Here is a 15130-nt window from a genome sequence, read left to right on the forward strand (position 1 = left end):
GACCACGACAGAAATCACGACCATCACCACGTTGGTGACGGTTGCGACGACGGCGTTCATATGGTTGAGGGTAGATAGTAGCATTTCAGTTCTTCTCTAAAAAAATCCGTAAAAATTTAAAACGTTCAAAAAACAATAGTCCAACTATAATCCATACGCAAGCACTTTTTTAAATAAATGCAAGTCAGGTACGCATCTTATATAGTCCAACCCACCCACTTTTAAATCCCAGCAAAGAAAAACTTACTTTAAACAATGCTGCACTAACCAGATTTAATAGAAGCATCGGCAGATCGTTCTTCTTTACTAGTAGGCTACGATCATTCTTTACCCGAAACGGACTTTTCCGGAAACGGATATCTTTAAGTTTAAGACGATACTTTGATGTAAATCCTACTTGCTCATCCGCACCACTGTAGAAATTCTTTATCCCCTGCGGATAATACGGCTTCTGGTGATCCAGATCCAGCCAGAAATGTGGATGCAGCATAGGGGTGGCAATCAGTAACAAACCACCCGGTTTCAGATGAGCCAGATAGCCGTCAATAAATTCTACAAGACCTGCAAAATCAAAATGCTCGATGATGTGCGAAAGCACGATGAAATCGAATTTATCCGAACTGTGTCGCTCTGCGAACTCATCAAGGGTAACAACAGTCAAACCGCGCTTACAGCATTCACGCACCTGAAATTCATTTTTCTCAACTCCGAGAATATTGCTGAACCCCTGAGCCCGCAGAAAATCGGTCTTTCCGCCCCGACCGCAACCAACCTCAAGGATACGCATATTACGGTCAAGCGGCGCGAGAATTTTATCCCACTGCTTCATTTCGTGGCGGGAAAATTCCTTGGTCAGCCCGCGCAATTTCTTTCTTAATTCGGGACTAGCGGTCAGCACTACGCCCTCCTGCCAGCTCCGCCAGATAACGGGCCGCATTTTCAGCACCATTTAGGTTTATCGAAGACTCGTTCACATCAACTTCCAAACACTTAAGCAGAGATTCACGCAGCTCTTCATCTGCAACAGTCTGATCTGAAAAAACATTCTGGATTGCAGACGACCTTTCAGCCAATACAGCTGCATGGTCTTCCTGCTCGCCATCTTTCATCCCACGCAACAAAACAATTGAAGGAACAGCACAGACCATCACATCAGTCAGGCTGTTGTAGCCGCCGTAAATAACAGCGCTACGGGAATTGCGTAAATCGCCAAGAAACTGCGGCCCTACCTGTTCGAAACTTACATGCTCAAGTCCGTTAAAGTTATGGATCGCCGCAGCAGCTTCGTTATCACGCAGATTCATATAAAATTTCCAATCACCATGAGACTTATCAATGCCGCCAAGAGCCTGCGCCAATTTATCCAAAAGCACTGAAGTTCCTTCTCCGGCCCAAGGGACCGAAATAACCCCTGCCAGTATGCTGCCTTCCTCGCTGCCATTGTTCAAAAAACACAACTCGGACAAACGGGAGACATACCCTGCCTCATAAGGTTTTACACCATAGTGGGTACTCAACCGTTCAAGCTCGCCTGCTCCTGCTACAGATGAATCTCCATACCAAAGGATATTTGAATAAGTACCGGAAAACACCTCGGATGAAAAATCAGACCAGACCTTGCCTACTTCTCCGACAACAGCACGAATGCCTAAAACACGCACGGTTTCCGGGGACACCTCATGCGATGGCAGCAACTCCTTGTGCTTACCCTGCGGTGTGTGATCTGCAAGAAATACCTTCGGCTTATATGCAGCTATAATATCACGAATATTTTGCGCCCGAAGCTCCCCAAGCATATTGTCGTCAATGTTGGAATTGCCCTTCACCCCTGATGATTTTCCGGCTGTAACGTTGGTTTTATACGACGGCAGCTTAATCCAATCCAAAGGACCATCACCAATCAACTCCGCCGTGGCAGCGCATCCTGTAATCAGAAGAACCGAAAGATCGGGATATAATCGGCGCAATGCCAGCCCGATCCCCACACTACGGCTCACATGCCCTAAACCCCGACCATCATGGGCATAGATCAAAACATCCAAATTCGAATCCATCAGACACCTTTATAAAAATTAATCACAGTAATTTCAGCGAAATAAAAACTATTTTTCATATCAACAAAAAGGCAGAAAAGGGATTGATTCTGATTTAAAAAAATAATAGAAATTAGCACGCATGCAATCGTCGCGTTTAAGGATTTACATATATTACCCTTTCCGCTAGATATGCCAACGACTACAACGATGCAACATAATTCCGCCTTTTTGCGGAAACGATTTAACCCCTGAAAATCGGTACGATAAATGGACAAGACTTACAACATCTTAATGTACTCCCATGACACATACGGTCTTGGGCATATCCGTCGTACGATGGCAATAGCATCGCAGCTGAAATGCAAAGGGGTAAACATACTCATCCTTACAGGCTCCCCAATTGTGGGACGCTTCGAATTTCCTGAACAGATTGATTTTGTCCGTGTGCCGGGAATGATCAAAAAATCAAACGATTTATATGTTCCGCATTCCATCAAAATCGAACCTGTTCATGCTATGTCCATCCGTCAGTCCATCATCGATGCCACTGCCAAAAGTTTCCGCCCGGACCTTTTTATTGTAGATAAGGCTCCTAAAGGGATGAAGCACGAAATCATGCCTACCCTTGAGTGGATGAAACAGATCGGCCAGACCCGGACCATCCTCGGCCTGCGAGATATCATGGATGATGCGGAAAGCACTATCAAAGATTGGACCGACAAGGGCATATACGATGTTCTGGAGAATCTGTATTCAGAAATATGGGTCTACGGACATCAGGAATATTACGATCCTATCAAGGAATACGCTATCCCCGAATCCATCAGTAAAAAGATGGTTTTCACCGGATATATTCCCCGGAAAATCCACAACCGCTCCTGCCCGGACAAAAGAAAGAACGGCAAAAAGCTGGTAGTAATCACTGCCGGAGGCGGCGGTGACGGCTATCCCATGATGGATGCCTACCTGAAAGCTCTCGAAAAATACAATCCGCAGGATTTCAGGACTGTAATGGTCACCGGACCTTTCATGTCCAAGGAACAGCGCCTTGATCTATCCCAAAGGGCTAAGAATCTTTCCGTAACCTTCTACCATTTTTATAGAAGGATGGAGAAACTTTTCAGCAATGCCGACCTCGTAGTCAGCATGGGCGGCTACAACACTATCTGCGAAATTCTTTCACACAAACAGGTCAGCCTTATCGTCCCCCGCGAGACCCCGCGTCTTGAGCAGACTATCCGCGCCAATGTACTGAAAGAGCAGAATCTTGCAGACTTTCTGCCCTGGCACAAGCTCGGACCTGACGCTATCATGGAAAAGGTCAACCATCTGCTGAACAATTCCAATTCCATCCGGGAAGCAATTAAAAACTTCAACTTCACAGGTCTTGAGGTCATGCATGACCGCGTAGGCTACTTTAAAGACAACTGCTAATGACAAATTCAAATAAGCCCGTACTTGCGATGATTCTCAAGGGATATCCGCGTATCTCTGAGACTTTTATTTCCAATGAAATCAGACTCCTTGAACAGAAAGGTGTCAAGATTCATATCATTTCCATGCGTAAACCGCGTGAAAACTTCACCCATAAGTCCATATCTGAGATCAAAGCAGCGGTGTCATACCTGCCTTCCACACTTGAAGGCTGCCTTGAAGAACTTTTCGGTTCCGAAGACATGGATGCGGGTCTCAAAGATGCCCGCTACGGTAAAGACGAAGAATTTACAGCACGCGTTGACGAGATATGGAATGTATACCGCGAGACCGGAAGTGAAGCGTCATTCAAGCACATGTTGCAAGGCCAATATATTGTTGAAAAAATCCTGCCCGGCTCAGATATTTTTCATTTCCATGCCCATTTCGCGCATTCACCCTGCTCAGTAGCCAGAAACGCCAGCCGTTTTTCAGGCCTGCCGTTCAGCTTTACTGCGCATGCCAAGGATATTTATACCCAGAAGCCGGAAAAAATCACCGCCAAAATTTCTGAAGCCAAATTCGCGGTAACCTGCACCGGATACAATTGCGATTACCTGCAATCCATCGCTCCGGAAGGCAAACCGGTCCACAAGGTTTACCACGGCATTGACCTGAACCTGTTCAGTTCCGACAAGGAACTTACCTGTTCAGGACCTTATGAGATTTTCACCGTAGCCCGCTTCACCACGAAAAAAGGTCTGCCCACAGTTTTCAAGGCTCTTAAAAAACTTGAAGAAAAAGGTATCGACTTCAATTACAATATCATCGGTGACGGTGATGAACGCGAAGCGACCCTTAAACTGCTGGACGAACTGGAGCTCAACGGAAGATGCAACTGGCTGGGCACCAAAACTCATGAAGAAGTGCTTGAACATTACCGCAAAGCGGACCTGTTCGCCCTTGGTTGCGAAATAGCACCCAACGGTGACCGCGACGGGATTCCCAATGTGCTGGCCGAAAGCATGGCCATGTCCGTACCTGTTGTTGCCACCACAGTTTCCGGTATCCCCGAACTGATCGAGAACGGCAAGACCGGCCTTCTGGTTGAACCGGGAGACTCTGAATCCATGGCTGATGCAATGGAACGTATGCTCACCGATCAAGAACTGCGCAAGAGCCTGATCCCTGCTGCAAAAGAAAGGGTTCACGAAATTTTTGACAACCGCTACTGGATCAACAAGCTTGCGGATGTCTACGAACAGTACGGAATAAAGGCATAAGAATGCCTCCGGCGGCCCTTCGGGGACCAAAGAACCCTTTTGGGAAAGGGTTATCTGGACTCTCCTAAAAATTTTATTAAGCTTCGCTGAGTCAAACCACACTGGGAGCCATGCAGATGCGAATCGCTTTTTTCGCACCCCACAAACCCATTGATCATCCGCTTCCTTCCGGGGATTTGATCATCGGGAAAACTCTGCATAATTTCCTGCGTTCCCAAGGCCATGAACTGCTGATTGCCAGTCGCTTCAGGCTGCGAAATATCAGTCAAAAGCCTTTAAAATGGCCGGCCCTTTATCTTGAATTTAGAAAGACCCTAAAGCGGGTTGAAGAATTTAAGCCCGACCTCTGGCTGACTTACCACAGCTATTACAAATCTCCGGACCTGCTGGGCCCGTATATCTCCGAAAAGACAGGCATTCCCTACGCCATCTATCAGGGAGTATTTGCAACCAAGTATCGCCGCAATTACAAGACATGGGCCGGCTACATGGCGAACAAACACGCCCTTCTTTATGCTGACCATGTTTTTGCCAACAAGGACATCGATTTCCACAATCTCTCACGGATTATTCTCCCGGAAAAACTCTCGCGCACATATCCCGGTATTGAACCGGATAAATTCAACTATTGCCCGCAAAGCGCGGAAGAGATACGCAATAAATACAAGCTGAACGGGAAAAGGATAATTCTCAGCACAGCAATGCTTCGGGATGATGTCAAAGCGGAAAGCATTGCTGACCTGATCAATGCCTTTGCGCCGGTTAGCAGGGAAATTCCCAACGCAATTCTACTAATTGCAGGAGATGGGGAAGCCCGTCCTCGCCTTGAAAAACTGGCAGCCCAAAAAACCGGAAATCAAGTAATATTCCTTGGTCAAGTCAAACGCGATAAACTGTACAAGTACTATAGTGCAGCTGACATTTTCGCTTATCCGGGAATAAATGAAGCGCTGGGCATGGTTTACCTTGAAGCCCAGTGCACCGGACTTCCGGTCGTAGCCTACTCGACACGAGGTCCTCAAGAAGCAGTCGTCCACGGGGAGACAGGACTATTGTCTCCGGAAAAGGATATCGCGGCCATGTCCGCGAACATAACCCGACTTCTTATTGATGATGGGCTGCGAGGAGAAATGGCAAAAGCAGCTCCGGAACATGTACTAAGAAATTTCGACCTGAACAGAAACCTTCATGAAGTTGAACAAAGCCTAATCACCATCAGCCACTGGAGAGATTAATGAAATCAGTAAAAATAGCATTTATCCGCCACTCGGTTACTGAATGGAATGAGGAAGGACGTATTCAGGGCCATTTTAATTCGCCGCTGACAGAATATGGGCGAAAACTCGCTGCAAAATGGAAGAAAACACTCAATCCGCAAACCTTCGATGCTGTACTGACCAGCGATCTGGGCAGAACAATCGAGACCGCCGACATCATCACTGAAGGCTTGGAACTGCCCACACTTCAACTTCCCGGTCTTCGCGAACAGGATTGGGGTGAATGGTCCGGTTTAACCATGGACGAACTGCACACGAAATTTCCCGGCAAACTGGATGAAGAAGTAGCCAAAGGCTGGCACTTTACCCCAAACAACGGCGAGAACCGTACTGAATGTGCCGAGCGCGGTATTAAAGCCCTTGAAGAAGGAATAAACGAAGTTCTCAGCACCGTAGACAAGAAAGAAATCAAAATACTTACTGTCGCACACGAAGGTGTAATTAAATCCGTGATCTACAAATTGCTGGACCATGACTTCATGCCCGAAGAAAGGAAACTGCTCAAAAGACGCCGACTGCACTGGTTAAAATGGAACGGAGAACTTTCCATTGCAAGGTTGAACGACGAGTTATGAAAATCATTCACTACTGCCAGCACGTGCTGGGCATGGGCCATTTTTTCCGCAGCCTTGAAATTGCCAAAGCTTTGGACAAGGAAGAAGTCCTTTTTGTGGCCGGAGGAGAACGCCCGGACCAACCTTTGCCGTCCAATGTGGAATACCGTCAGTTACCCGGCCTGTGCATGAATAAAAATTTCGGCGGATTGATGCCCACCGAAAAAGGTCGTGAGCTTGAAGAGGTTAAAGAAGAACGCAGCGCTACTCTTTTTAAAATATTCGAAGAGGAAAAACCCGATGTTTTTCTCATTGAGCTTTTCCCCTTTGGACGCAAAGCCTTCCGCTTTGAACTGCTGCCTGTTCTTGATGCCGTCAAAGAAGGTAAATTCGGGGATGTAAAGGTAGTTTGTTCCCTGCGGGACATACTCGTTGAACGCAATGACGGCGGCAAACACGAAGCACGTGTCGTTAAATACCTGAATAAATATTTTGATCTGCTGCTTATTCATGCAGACCCTAAAATAGCTGCGCTGGATGAAACCTTTCAAGCTTTCAAACAGATTAAAATTCCATGTGAATACACTGGTTTTGCGGCCCGAAAACCAGCAGAAAATGTCCGTGATGAAATCCGCGCAAATTTGGATGTAAGCACAGACGAAAGATTACTCATAGCTAGTGCCGGAGGGGGAAAGGTAGGCGGAACGTTGATGCAGGCAACGCTTGAATCTTTCATCAGCCTTAACGCACAAAAATGCAGGCTGCTAATGCTCAGTGGTCCATTTCTGGATGATGACAAGTACGATGCTCTGCTCACTGCAGCAAAACCGTACGAGAACATCACCATCCAACGTTTTGCCTGTGACTTCACCGACCTGCTCACCGCCGGAGATGCTATGATCTCCATGGCCGGATATAATACTTGTATGGATATCCTTACCTCATGTATTCCCTCTGCTGTATTTCCCTTTGCCCAGAATCATGAACAACGTATGCGCGCAGAAAGAATTGCGAAGTATATTCCGTTAAAGATCCTTGATTCAACTGACCTTCCGGTGATGACAACAACCATGAAAGCCCTGCTAGGACAATCCCGCAACAGGACAGATCACGGCATAAATCTGGAAGGCGCGAGCAAATCGGCAGATTTAATTAGAAATCTAAGGAAAATTTAATGTCCTGCAGACCCGTTTCAGCAATCTGGAAAAACAATCTTTCCACCCTCACAGAGTCATTTGATCTCTGGTGGGATGATTTCAGCATAAGTATTCCGCACAATGGCTGTGATGTTTTTTTCAGGGCTGACGACATCGGCTATCCGGGTAAACAGTTTTCCGCCATGATAAACATCTTCAAAGAGCGCAAGACCCCTCTGGCCTTGGCAGTCGCTCCGTCATGGATGAATGAACAACACCGGGACAGACTTCTTGGAGAATTAGGCCCTGACTTGAATCTGTGGGCCCTGCACCAGCACGGCTACCGCCACATGAATCATGAACAGACAGGCAAAAAATTCGAATTCGGGCCATCTCGTGATAAAAATATAGTTGCCGGAGAACTTAAGCGAGGCAAAGACAAACTTGCAAAGCTGCTGGGTGATAAGTTCAGTCTCATATTCACCCCGCCATGGAACCGCTGCTCAGCAGAAACGATGGAATGCCTTGTTGAGCTAGACTTCAAAGCAATTTCAAGAAGCACAAATGTTTCCCCGAACCCTCCGCAGGAACTGCCCGACATTCCGGTTAATATCGACCTGCACACAATAAAAGCTCTTTCCCCTGAACAAGGGCTGAAGACTCTGCAATCCTTGATGGTAGAGGCTGTAAAATCCGGTTGCGCCGGATTCATGCTCCATCATCAGCGGATGAATAAAACATCTCAACTATTCCTCCATCACTTGCTCGGTAAAATAAACAGCACCCCCGGATTACGTGTAAAAGACATACGTGAGCTTCTTTAATTGCAATGCTGCAACCAAATTTGCAGTATTGTAATACCCTAAAATCAGAATTCTCTGTATACTCGTCGTATTTGAAAGTTATAACGGCGAAGTAATGCCAAACTTTGCATTTTCCCTTTGCATTTCAGCCCGTTTCCGTTATTTATAGATAGCTAACCGCTAAATATTCACTCATGATTCACGGGGTCGAATCATGAGATCCAGATACATTCATAGCTACCGAGCAAGACATGTCGAAAAAGAGAATTCCCTTTCAAGCTCAGAACGCACAGCCGGATATTGCTGCGCAAGTAGTTCTGCCCTTTAAAAAATCCTTTGAAATCAGCCTGAAAAGTCTGAAATCAAGATTCCTGCGAAATATGGTCACCGTGACCAGCCTGATACTGGCGGTCTCTTTTCTGGCTTATGTTCTCGTAGGTTCGGACATTTCCAGCGGTCTCTATCACTCAGGCGATCCCGGACTGATCAAGATACTGGATAAATCCGGCTATGAACCGGGCGGAAGTGCAAAGGAACGCTGGATTGTCATCCTTTCCCTGCTGGTTTGCACCGTAGGAATCATCAACGCCCAGCTTATGGCTGTTACCGAACGTTTCCGTGAAATCGGGACAATGAAATGTCTCGGAGCACTGGACAGCTTTGTGCTCCGCCTCTTCCTGCTCGAAGCATCCATGCAGGGAACTACAGGAGCTTTGCTCGGCGCTTTATTCGGGGCAATTATCGCCATCCTCGTAGGCATGCTTCGCTTCGGATTAAATGCCTTGACCATGCTGCCACTTAATGAGGTCGGCATGTCACTCCTCTACTCTATTGGGGTGGGCTTCGGACTGAGCCTGCTGGGGGTACTATATCCGGCTTTCATTGCTGCACGCATGCGTCCCATTGAAGCTATGCGGGTAGAAGAATAAATTCCAGATAGACGAATAAATTTCAAACTGAACCACAACTTTAATATATAGAAGGCGAGAAATATGGCCGACCAGCATACCATCGTCCGGGTTACCGGAGTTAAACGAAATTTCAAACTCGGCAATACTGATGTTCAGGCCCTGAAGGGTGTGGACCTTGAAATTTATGCAGGGGAATACCTTTCCATCATGGGACCTTCCGGATCAGGTAAGTCCACCCTCTTCAATATGATCGGCGGGTTGGATAAACCGTCAGAAGGCAAGGTCTATATCGATGAAGTGGATATTGCCCAGTTGGACGCCTTTGAGCTGGCATGGCTGCGTAACCGCAAAATCGGATATATCTTCCAGACCTTCAACCTCATTCAGGTCATGACTGCTCTGGAAAACATCACCCTGCCCATGATCTTCGCCGGAGTACACAACGATGCTGCGGTAGCCAAGGGTATCGAACTCCTCGACCTTGTCGGACTCCACAAACGCTATAATCACAAACCGCAGGAACTTTCCGGCGGTCAGCAGCAGCGCGTAGCCATTGCAAGGGCTCTTGCCAATGATCCGGCCATCATCCTCGCGGACGAACCCACCGGGAACCTCGACCTTTCCACCGGCGAGGAAATCATCAAACTGATGAACGAGCTGAGTAAGGAGCGTGGTGTAACAATCATTACCGCAACCCATGACTATAAAATGCTCAACGCCTCGGACCGGGTTGTCTGGATCGAAGACGGATTGATCAAGAAAATAGAACACCGCGACCAGCTCAACATCGACGTGGGCTGCATCCGCATGGCCTGATCACCGGAGGCAACCGTTAATGTCCTTACTGTCATCTGAAAATATATTTCCGCGCCAGCGCAGCAGAATTGCAATATTCCTGCTGTCCGCACTACTTATGCTTTGTGCAGGGCTGCCCGGGACGGCATACAGTTCAGCAGAATCCATCCAGCAGACCATCACAGAGCTTGCATCTTTCGGCGACCGTTCTTTCGGTTCTCTGGGAGCACGAAGAGCTGCAGACTATATTGAAATGAAGTTTGAGGAACTGGGTGATTTTAAAACCGGAAAACACCTATTCCTTGCTCCGAGCATGACCGCTGAAGAGACTGTTTTCAGTATCGACAATGGAAAGCAGATTAAAATCAAGCCAGCTAAGTTCAATGCTATCTCACCGCCCGCAACACCTGTTGACGGGCTCAGCGGGCCGGTCATTTATGTGGGTAAAGGCAGACTCGACGATTTCAACGGACTTCCTGTCAAAGATGCCATTGTACTTATGGACATGGACTCCGGCAAGAACTGGCTCAACGCGGCCAGTCTCGGAGCTTCGGCACTTATCTATGTTGACAGAGGTCCAACCTTAAAAGGATTTTTCGAAGAAAAGCTCGAACTTTCACCTCTGGATTTTCCCCGTTTCTACATGAGTGCAGAAGATGCACACAATGAACTGGGCTTTGATGCTGGAATTGGAAATAAACTTATTGCCGAATCAGGAGAGCTGAAATCACACAGCAAATGGGAGCGGATTGAAGCGGAAAACGTCTACTGCATGATTCAAGGCAGTGACCCTGAGATGAATGAGGAGCTCATTGTAATTGAAGCTTTTTTCGACAGCTCTGCCTATGTCATGGGGAATTCACCGGGAGCGGACGAAGCCCTTTCCATTGCATCACTTCTTGAAATCGGCAAAAAAATGGCCGCTAATCCGCCGAAACGCTCAGTGCTTCTTCTGGCAACAACCGGTCATGGCCAGTCCCTGCGCGGAATAAGGGAATATGCTTCTGCGGTTTCCGGCAAGAGCAAGACACTCAAAAAAATTAAGGTGGAGCTGCGCAACAAGAAGAATGATGCGTCTAAGATCCTTGACGGACTTGAGCTTGATAATCCGCTGGCTACAGAACTTGCCGTCAAGAATCCACAACTGTTCTCTTTGCTCTACGAAACCCTGAAAAACCAGATTAAGGATGAAGTGGACATTATCAGTAAAAAGCTCATGCAGCTCAGACTGCAGGAAAATGCTGATCAGGACACCATCGCCAAGCTGGATGAAAAAAAGAAACTCCTGCGCCGCATCTCATGGAAAACAGATTACTCCACCCTGCCATCCGAAGAAATGGCAGCTGTAAAAGATCTTTTTCCTCAAGTGAGAGAGAAAGTACTCAAAACCAAACAGGACATCACACAACAGCTCAGTGCAATTAAAAGTGCCCGGGAACTACGCAAGATCGTGCGAACAAAAGAAATGGTCTGCGCGGTGTCACTCCATCTTTCCAGCCATGGCGAGGGAGTCGGAGCCTTCAGCGAAGGCTGGTTCTATGAACTTCGTCCGAGCATCAACCTTTCACGTACATTTTCACGCATTAATGACATCCTTGAAGACGCTGTACCGGAAGTGGAAAAACTGACCGGCACAGACGGGATGTATAAAGACACACTGCGGCCTGACCGCACCCGCCCCTGGCAGACATGGTTGCTCGACCAACCGCAATTCAGCAGTGAAGTAGCCACCATGTCCGGCAAACTCGGTTTTACTTTTGCCACAGTAAACGACGGACGCGAATACTGGGGAACCCCGTTTGATACCATTGAAAATGTAAATTGGGACAACATTGAAAAACAGGCCGAATTGACTGAAGGCCTGATTCGCAAGATTTCAGACAGCGAAGGATCCTTAACCGGAAAGCTGCCGCGCAAAGGTTACGCCATGGTCAACGGCAAGGCCCGTTTTATCCGTCAGGGCGAACTTTTTGCTGACCAACCTGCTCCCGGAGCAGTTTTCATGGCTTTTCAGGGCAAAACCAGATTTTATGCCCTGTCCGATTCCGAAGGTGATTTCAACTACAAAGGTGTTGCCTCCAATAAGCTGGTTCAGTCCAAACTTATCATTGAAGGCTACAAATACAACGATGACGGCAGAATTGTCTGGGCCATTGATAAAGAGCAGACAGGCAAGAATGCCTACAGGCTGAAAATGCGCAGGCTGGACATGGAGACCAAGCTGGTCATGTTCGGCTGCCGCCAGACGACCCTCTTCGACCTGTTGACTCCGCGTACTTTCCGCTACATGACCAAGGTTGAAGTACTGGACGGAACACGTGATGCATCGCCAATGCATTACTGGTACAGCCGCATCGACACCCGATCATCGACCATTGCCAGTGTCTTTCTTGAGCCGGATGTACCGTTGAAAATGACTCTTTCCGATACGGTTCTGAACCGGAAAATGATCCTTATCAAATCCAAACCGACTGATCCGGCAGGTAAAGGATACAACCTCAAGGAATGGCCCATTATCCCGGCTACCGACTATCGTGCAGCAAAAGATATGTGGACCCTGCTTGAGCCGCGTATTAATAACCTTGAATCACACGGTATTGTAAACCAGCAGATCAGGACTCTGGAGCAAAAAGGTACAACTGCTCTCGCTGATGCGGAAACTGCATGGAAAGAACGCCGTTACGATGACTTCATGACCAATGCCCGCAGCGCTTGGGCACTGGCCTCCAAGGTCTATCTCGATGTGGACCAGACCCAGAAGGACGTGCTGGTAGGCGTTCTCTTTTACATCGCCCTGTTCATTCCCTTTGCATACTGCATGGAAAGGCTGCTCTTTTCATTCGCGGATATCCACAAAAGAATTGTGGGCTTTCTGGTAATCCTTTTAGCGGTTATTGCTGTTATCTACTCAGTGCACCCTGCATTTCAGCTGACCTACAGCCCCATGGTTGTAATTCTGGCCTTTTTTATTCTCGGCCTCTCAGTCATGGTTTCGCTGATCATTTTCTTCCGCTTTGAGAAGGAAATGATCCTGCTCCAACAGCGTGCACACAAAACTCAGACCTCTGAAATCAGCAAATGGAAGGCTTTCACTTCCGCATTTGTCATCGGGGTCAGCAACCTGCGCCGCAGAAAACTCAGGACTTTTCTGACCTGCCTGACCCTTACTATCCTGACTTTCACCATCATGAGCTTTACTGCGGTAAAATCACTGCGTCAGCACACTTACGTGAAATTCAGCGAAAACATGCCTTACCACGGCCTGCTCTTGAAAAACCTCGGCTGGCACGACCTTCCCCGGGAAACACTGGGCATTGTCAGCAACGACTTCGATGAAAACGGCATTGTGGTTCCACGCGGATGGATGGAACTGAAAGACAAAACAACATCTGCGATTACTCCTGTAAGCTTCAAAGGCAAACAGGAAGAAGTAAAAGGTCTTGTCGGTCTTGGATCAAAAGAACCGCTTGTTAGTGGCATCGACAGCATTCTTGTAGAAGGCGACTGGCTTGCCCCAAACAAGACAAACCAGATTCTGCTTTCGCAAAAGATAGCTTCCCGTCTCGGAGCATCCGCCGGAGACATCGTAGATGTGTGGGGCAGCAAGTTTGTATTAACAGGAATATTCGACGGCAAAAAATTCAGCGAGCACACCGACCTTGACGGTGAGCCCATGACTCCTGTCATCTTCCCTTCAGCTGCAGCGCAGGAGCTTAGCGAAGTTGAAGCTGAAGCCATTGAGTCCGGTGAGGATATTGATACTTTTCAAGGTCGTTATACCCACATCCCCGGCGAAGTTACCGCCATTATTCCTTATGAGACCCTCATGGCAATGGGCGGACACCTCAAGGCAGTGGCAATCGCACCCGTATCCGGAGAATTCTCAACGGAAACAGTAGATAACATGACAGACCGCTACGGACTGCCCATATTCGCCTGTGATAAGGGTGGTACGTACATTTGTCAGGCTTCCGACACTATGAATTATTCGGGCATGGGCAACATAATGATCCCATTGGTCATTTCCGCTTTGATCGTTCTTAACACAATGATAACCAGTGTTTATGAACGCAAAAAGGAAATTGCGGTCTACACTTCCATCGGAATGGCTCCAACCCATGTTTCATTCCTGTTTATTGCCGAGGCCATCGCCTTTGCAGTAATCAGTGTCGTTGTCGGTTACCTGATCGCCCAGACAGCTTCAGGCCTGCTGGCTGGAACACCGCTATGGGCAGGCATGACCGCAAACTATTCATCTATGGCAGGAGTAGCCGCAATGCTGCTGGTCATTGCCGTAACCCTCATTTCGGTCATTTACCCTTCAAAGGTAGCGGCGAACATTGCCATTCCGGACGTAAACCGTTCATGGAAAATGCCGGACACCGATACCAACACCATCGAAGCGCCTCTGCCCTTCCTGCTCAAACATGCCGAGCAGCAGGATGCAGGCGGCTTTCTGCTTGAATACCTTGAATCGCACACCGAGGTTTCACATGGCTTGTTCTCCACTTCTGAAATTGAAGTAAACTTCAGTCAGGAGCATTTGCCGGAATCAGTCTGCGACTTGCTGGAAGGGTGCCCGGATCACATAACCTGTTTCCGCTTCAATGTGCGGGTCTGGCTTGCTCCATTTGATTTCGGTGTAAAACAGATGGTCGAACTCCGTTTCAGACCATCCAACGCACATCCGCAATTCCTTGAAGCTGTCCTGTTCATCACCCGCGAATCAGGTGAAATAGGAGCATGGAAACGGCTGAACAAAGACTTCATAAATGCCATCCGAAAACAATTCTTAATCTGGCGTTCACTCGACCCGGAAAAACAGAAGAGCTTCCGCGAGAAGGTACCGGAAATGATGGCCTTCGGTTTTACCGGACTTAATACTAGTAAAAAGCTTGCAGACCTCTAAATATAAGGATTCC

General features: G+C 47.7%; 11 protein-coding genes. 9 read left to right on the plus strand and 2 right to left on the minus strand.

The features are described 5' to 3' along the window. Window positions 1–184: 184 nt before the first annotated feature. Both ACKU40_RS07085 and ACKU40_RS07090 read right to left on the minus strand, forming a co-directional pair. Window positions 185–898, minus strand: coding sequence for a class I SAM-dependent methyltransferase (locus ACKU40_RS07085; RefSeq protein WP_320175814.1), 714 nt, complete (start codon window positions 896–898; stop codon window positions 185–187). After that, window positions 885–2054, minus strand: a complete 1170-nt coding sequence (locus tag ACKU40_RS07090; protein WP_320175815.1) for a hypothetical protein — start codon at window positions 2052–2054, stop codon at window positions 885–887. The genes ACKU40_RS07085 and ACKU40_RS07090 overlap by 14 nt, the downstream gene beginning before the upstream one ends. Before the next feature lie 249 nt (window positions 2055–2303). On the opposite strand from ACKU40_RS07090, the gene ACKU40_RS07095 reads away from it, so the two are divergent. From ACKU40_RS07095 to ACKU40_RS07135, 9 genes are all read left to right on the plus strand, one after another. Further along, window positions 2304–3470: a glycosyltransferase gene (locus ACKU40_RS07095; RefSeq protein WP_320175816.1), complete on the plus strand. Its 1167-nt coding sequence runs from the start codon at window positions 2304–2306 to the stop codon at window positions 3468–3470. Beyond that, window positions 3470–4732, plus strand: coding sequence for a glycosyltransferase family 4 protein (locus ACKU40_RS07100; protein WP_320175817.1), 1263 nt, complete (start codon window positions 3470–3472; stop codon window positions 4730–4732). Before ACKU40_RS07095 ends, ACKU40_RS07100 begins: the two co-directional genes overlap by 1 nt. Window positions 4733–4848: 116 nt before the next feature. Beyond that, window positions 4849–5967 (plus strand): glycosyltransferase family 4 protein, encoded by a 1119-nt coding sequence (locus tag ACKU40_RS07105; RefSeq protein ID WP_320175818.1) that lies wholly within the window; start codon window positions 4849–4851, stop codon window positions 5965–5967. Continuing rightward, on the plus strand, window positions 5967–6584 hold the full coding sequence (locus tag ACKU40_RS07110; protein WP_320175819.1) for a histidine phosphatase family protein: 618 nt from the start codon (window positions 5967–5969) through the stop codon (window positions 6582–6584). Before ACKU40_RS07105 ends, ACKU40_RS07110 begins: the two co-directional genes overlap by 1 nt. Continuing rightward, the gene (locus ACKU40_RS07115) at window positions 6581–7738 is read left to right on the plus strand and encodes a glycosyltransferase (RefSeq protein WP_320175820.1); all 1158 of its coding nucleotides are present in this window, start codon (window positions 6581–6583) and stop codon (window positions 7736–7738) included. The genes ACKU40_RS07110 and ACKU40_RS07115 overlap by 4 nt, the downstream gene beginning before the upstream one ends. After that, window positions 7738–8523: a polysaccharide deacetylase family protein gene (locus ACKU40_RS07120; RefSeq protein ID WP_320175821.1), complete on the plus strand. Its 786-nt coding sequence runs from the start codon at window positions 7738–7740 to the stop codon at window positions 8521–8523. The genes ACKU40_RS07115 and ACKU40_RS07120 overlap by 1 nt, the downstream gene beginning before the upstream one ends. 230 nt (window positions 8524–8753) lie before the next feature. Next, window positions 8754–9431 (plus strand): FtsX-like permease family protein, encoded by a 678-nt coding sequence (locus ACKU40_RS07125; RefSeq protein WP_320175822.1) that lies wholly within the window; start codon window positions 8754–8756, stop codon window positions 9429–9431. A gap of 63 nt (window positions 9432–9494) precedes the next feature. Further along, a complete protein-coding gene (locus ACKU40_RS07130) occupies window positions 9495–10229 on the plus strand; it encodes an ABC transporter ATP-binding protein (RefSeq protein WP_320175823.1) in 735 nt (244 codons plus the stop codon). A 19-nt stretch (window positions 10230–10248) separates the two neighbouring features. After that, entirely contained in the window at window positions 10249–15117 is a 4869-nt protein-coding gene (locus ACKU40_RS07135) for an FtsX-like permease family protein (RefSeq protein WP_320175824.1), read from the plus strand. The last annotated feature ends 13 nt before the right edge of the window (window positions 15118–15130 follow it).

This window comes from Maridesulfovibrio sp. (assembly GCF_963666665.1).
GTDB lineage: Bacteria > Desulfobacterota > Desulfovibrionia > Desulfovibrionales > Desulfovibrionaceae > Maridesulfovibrio.

What these genes read in the sequence shown, in the direction of transcription:
- ACKU40_RS07105 (WP_320175818.1), top strand. Translation starts at nt 4,849, where the DNA reads ATGCGAATCGCTTTTTTCGCACCCCACAAACCCATTGATCATCCGCTT.
- ACKU40_RS07110 (WP_320175819.1), top strand. Translation starts at nt 5,967, where the DNA reads ATGAAATCAGTAAAAATAGCATTTATCCGCCACTCGGTTACTGAATGG.
- ACKU40_RS07115 (WP_320175820.1), top strand. Translation starts at nt 6,581, where the DNA reads ATGAAAATCATTCACTACTGCCAGCACGTGCTGGGCATGGGCCATTTT.
- ACKU40_RS07130 (WP_320175823.1), top strand. Translation starts at nt 9,495, where the DNA reads ATGGCCGACCAGCATACCATCGTCCGGGTTACCGGAGTTAAACGAAAT.
- ACKU40_RS07125 (WP_320175822.1), top strand. Translation starts at nt 8,754, where the DNA reads ATGTCGAAAAAGAGAATTCCCTTTCAAGCTCAGAACGCACAGCCGGAT.
- ACKU40_RS07120 (WP_320175821.1), top strand. Translation starts at nt 7,738, where the DNA reads ATGTCCTGCAGACCCGTTTCAGCAATCTGGAAAAACAATCTTTCCACC.
- ACKU40_RS07095 (WP_320175816.1), top strand. Translation starts at nt 2,304, where the DNA reads ATGGACAAGACTTACAACATCTTAATGTACTCCCATGACACATACGGT.
- ACKU40_RS07090 (WP_320175815.1), bottom strand. Translation starts at nt 2,054, where the DNA reads ATGGATTCGAATTTGGATGTTTTGATCTATGCCCATGATGGTCGGGGT.
- ACKU40_RS07135 (WP_320175824.1), top strand. Translation starts at nt 10,249, where the DNA reads ATGTCCTTACTGTCATCTGAAAATATATTTCCGCGCCAGCGCAGCAGA.
- ACKU40_RS07100 (WP_320175817.1), top strand. Translation starts at nt 3,470, where the DNA reads ATGACAAATTCAAATAAGCCCGTACTTGCGATGATTCTCAAGGGATAT.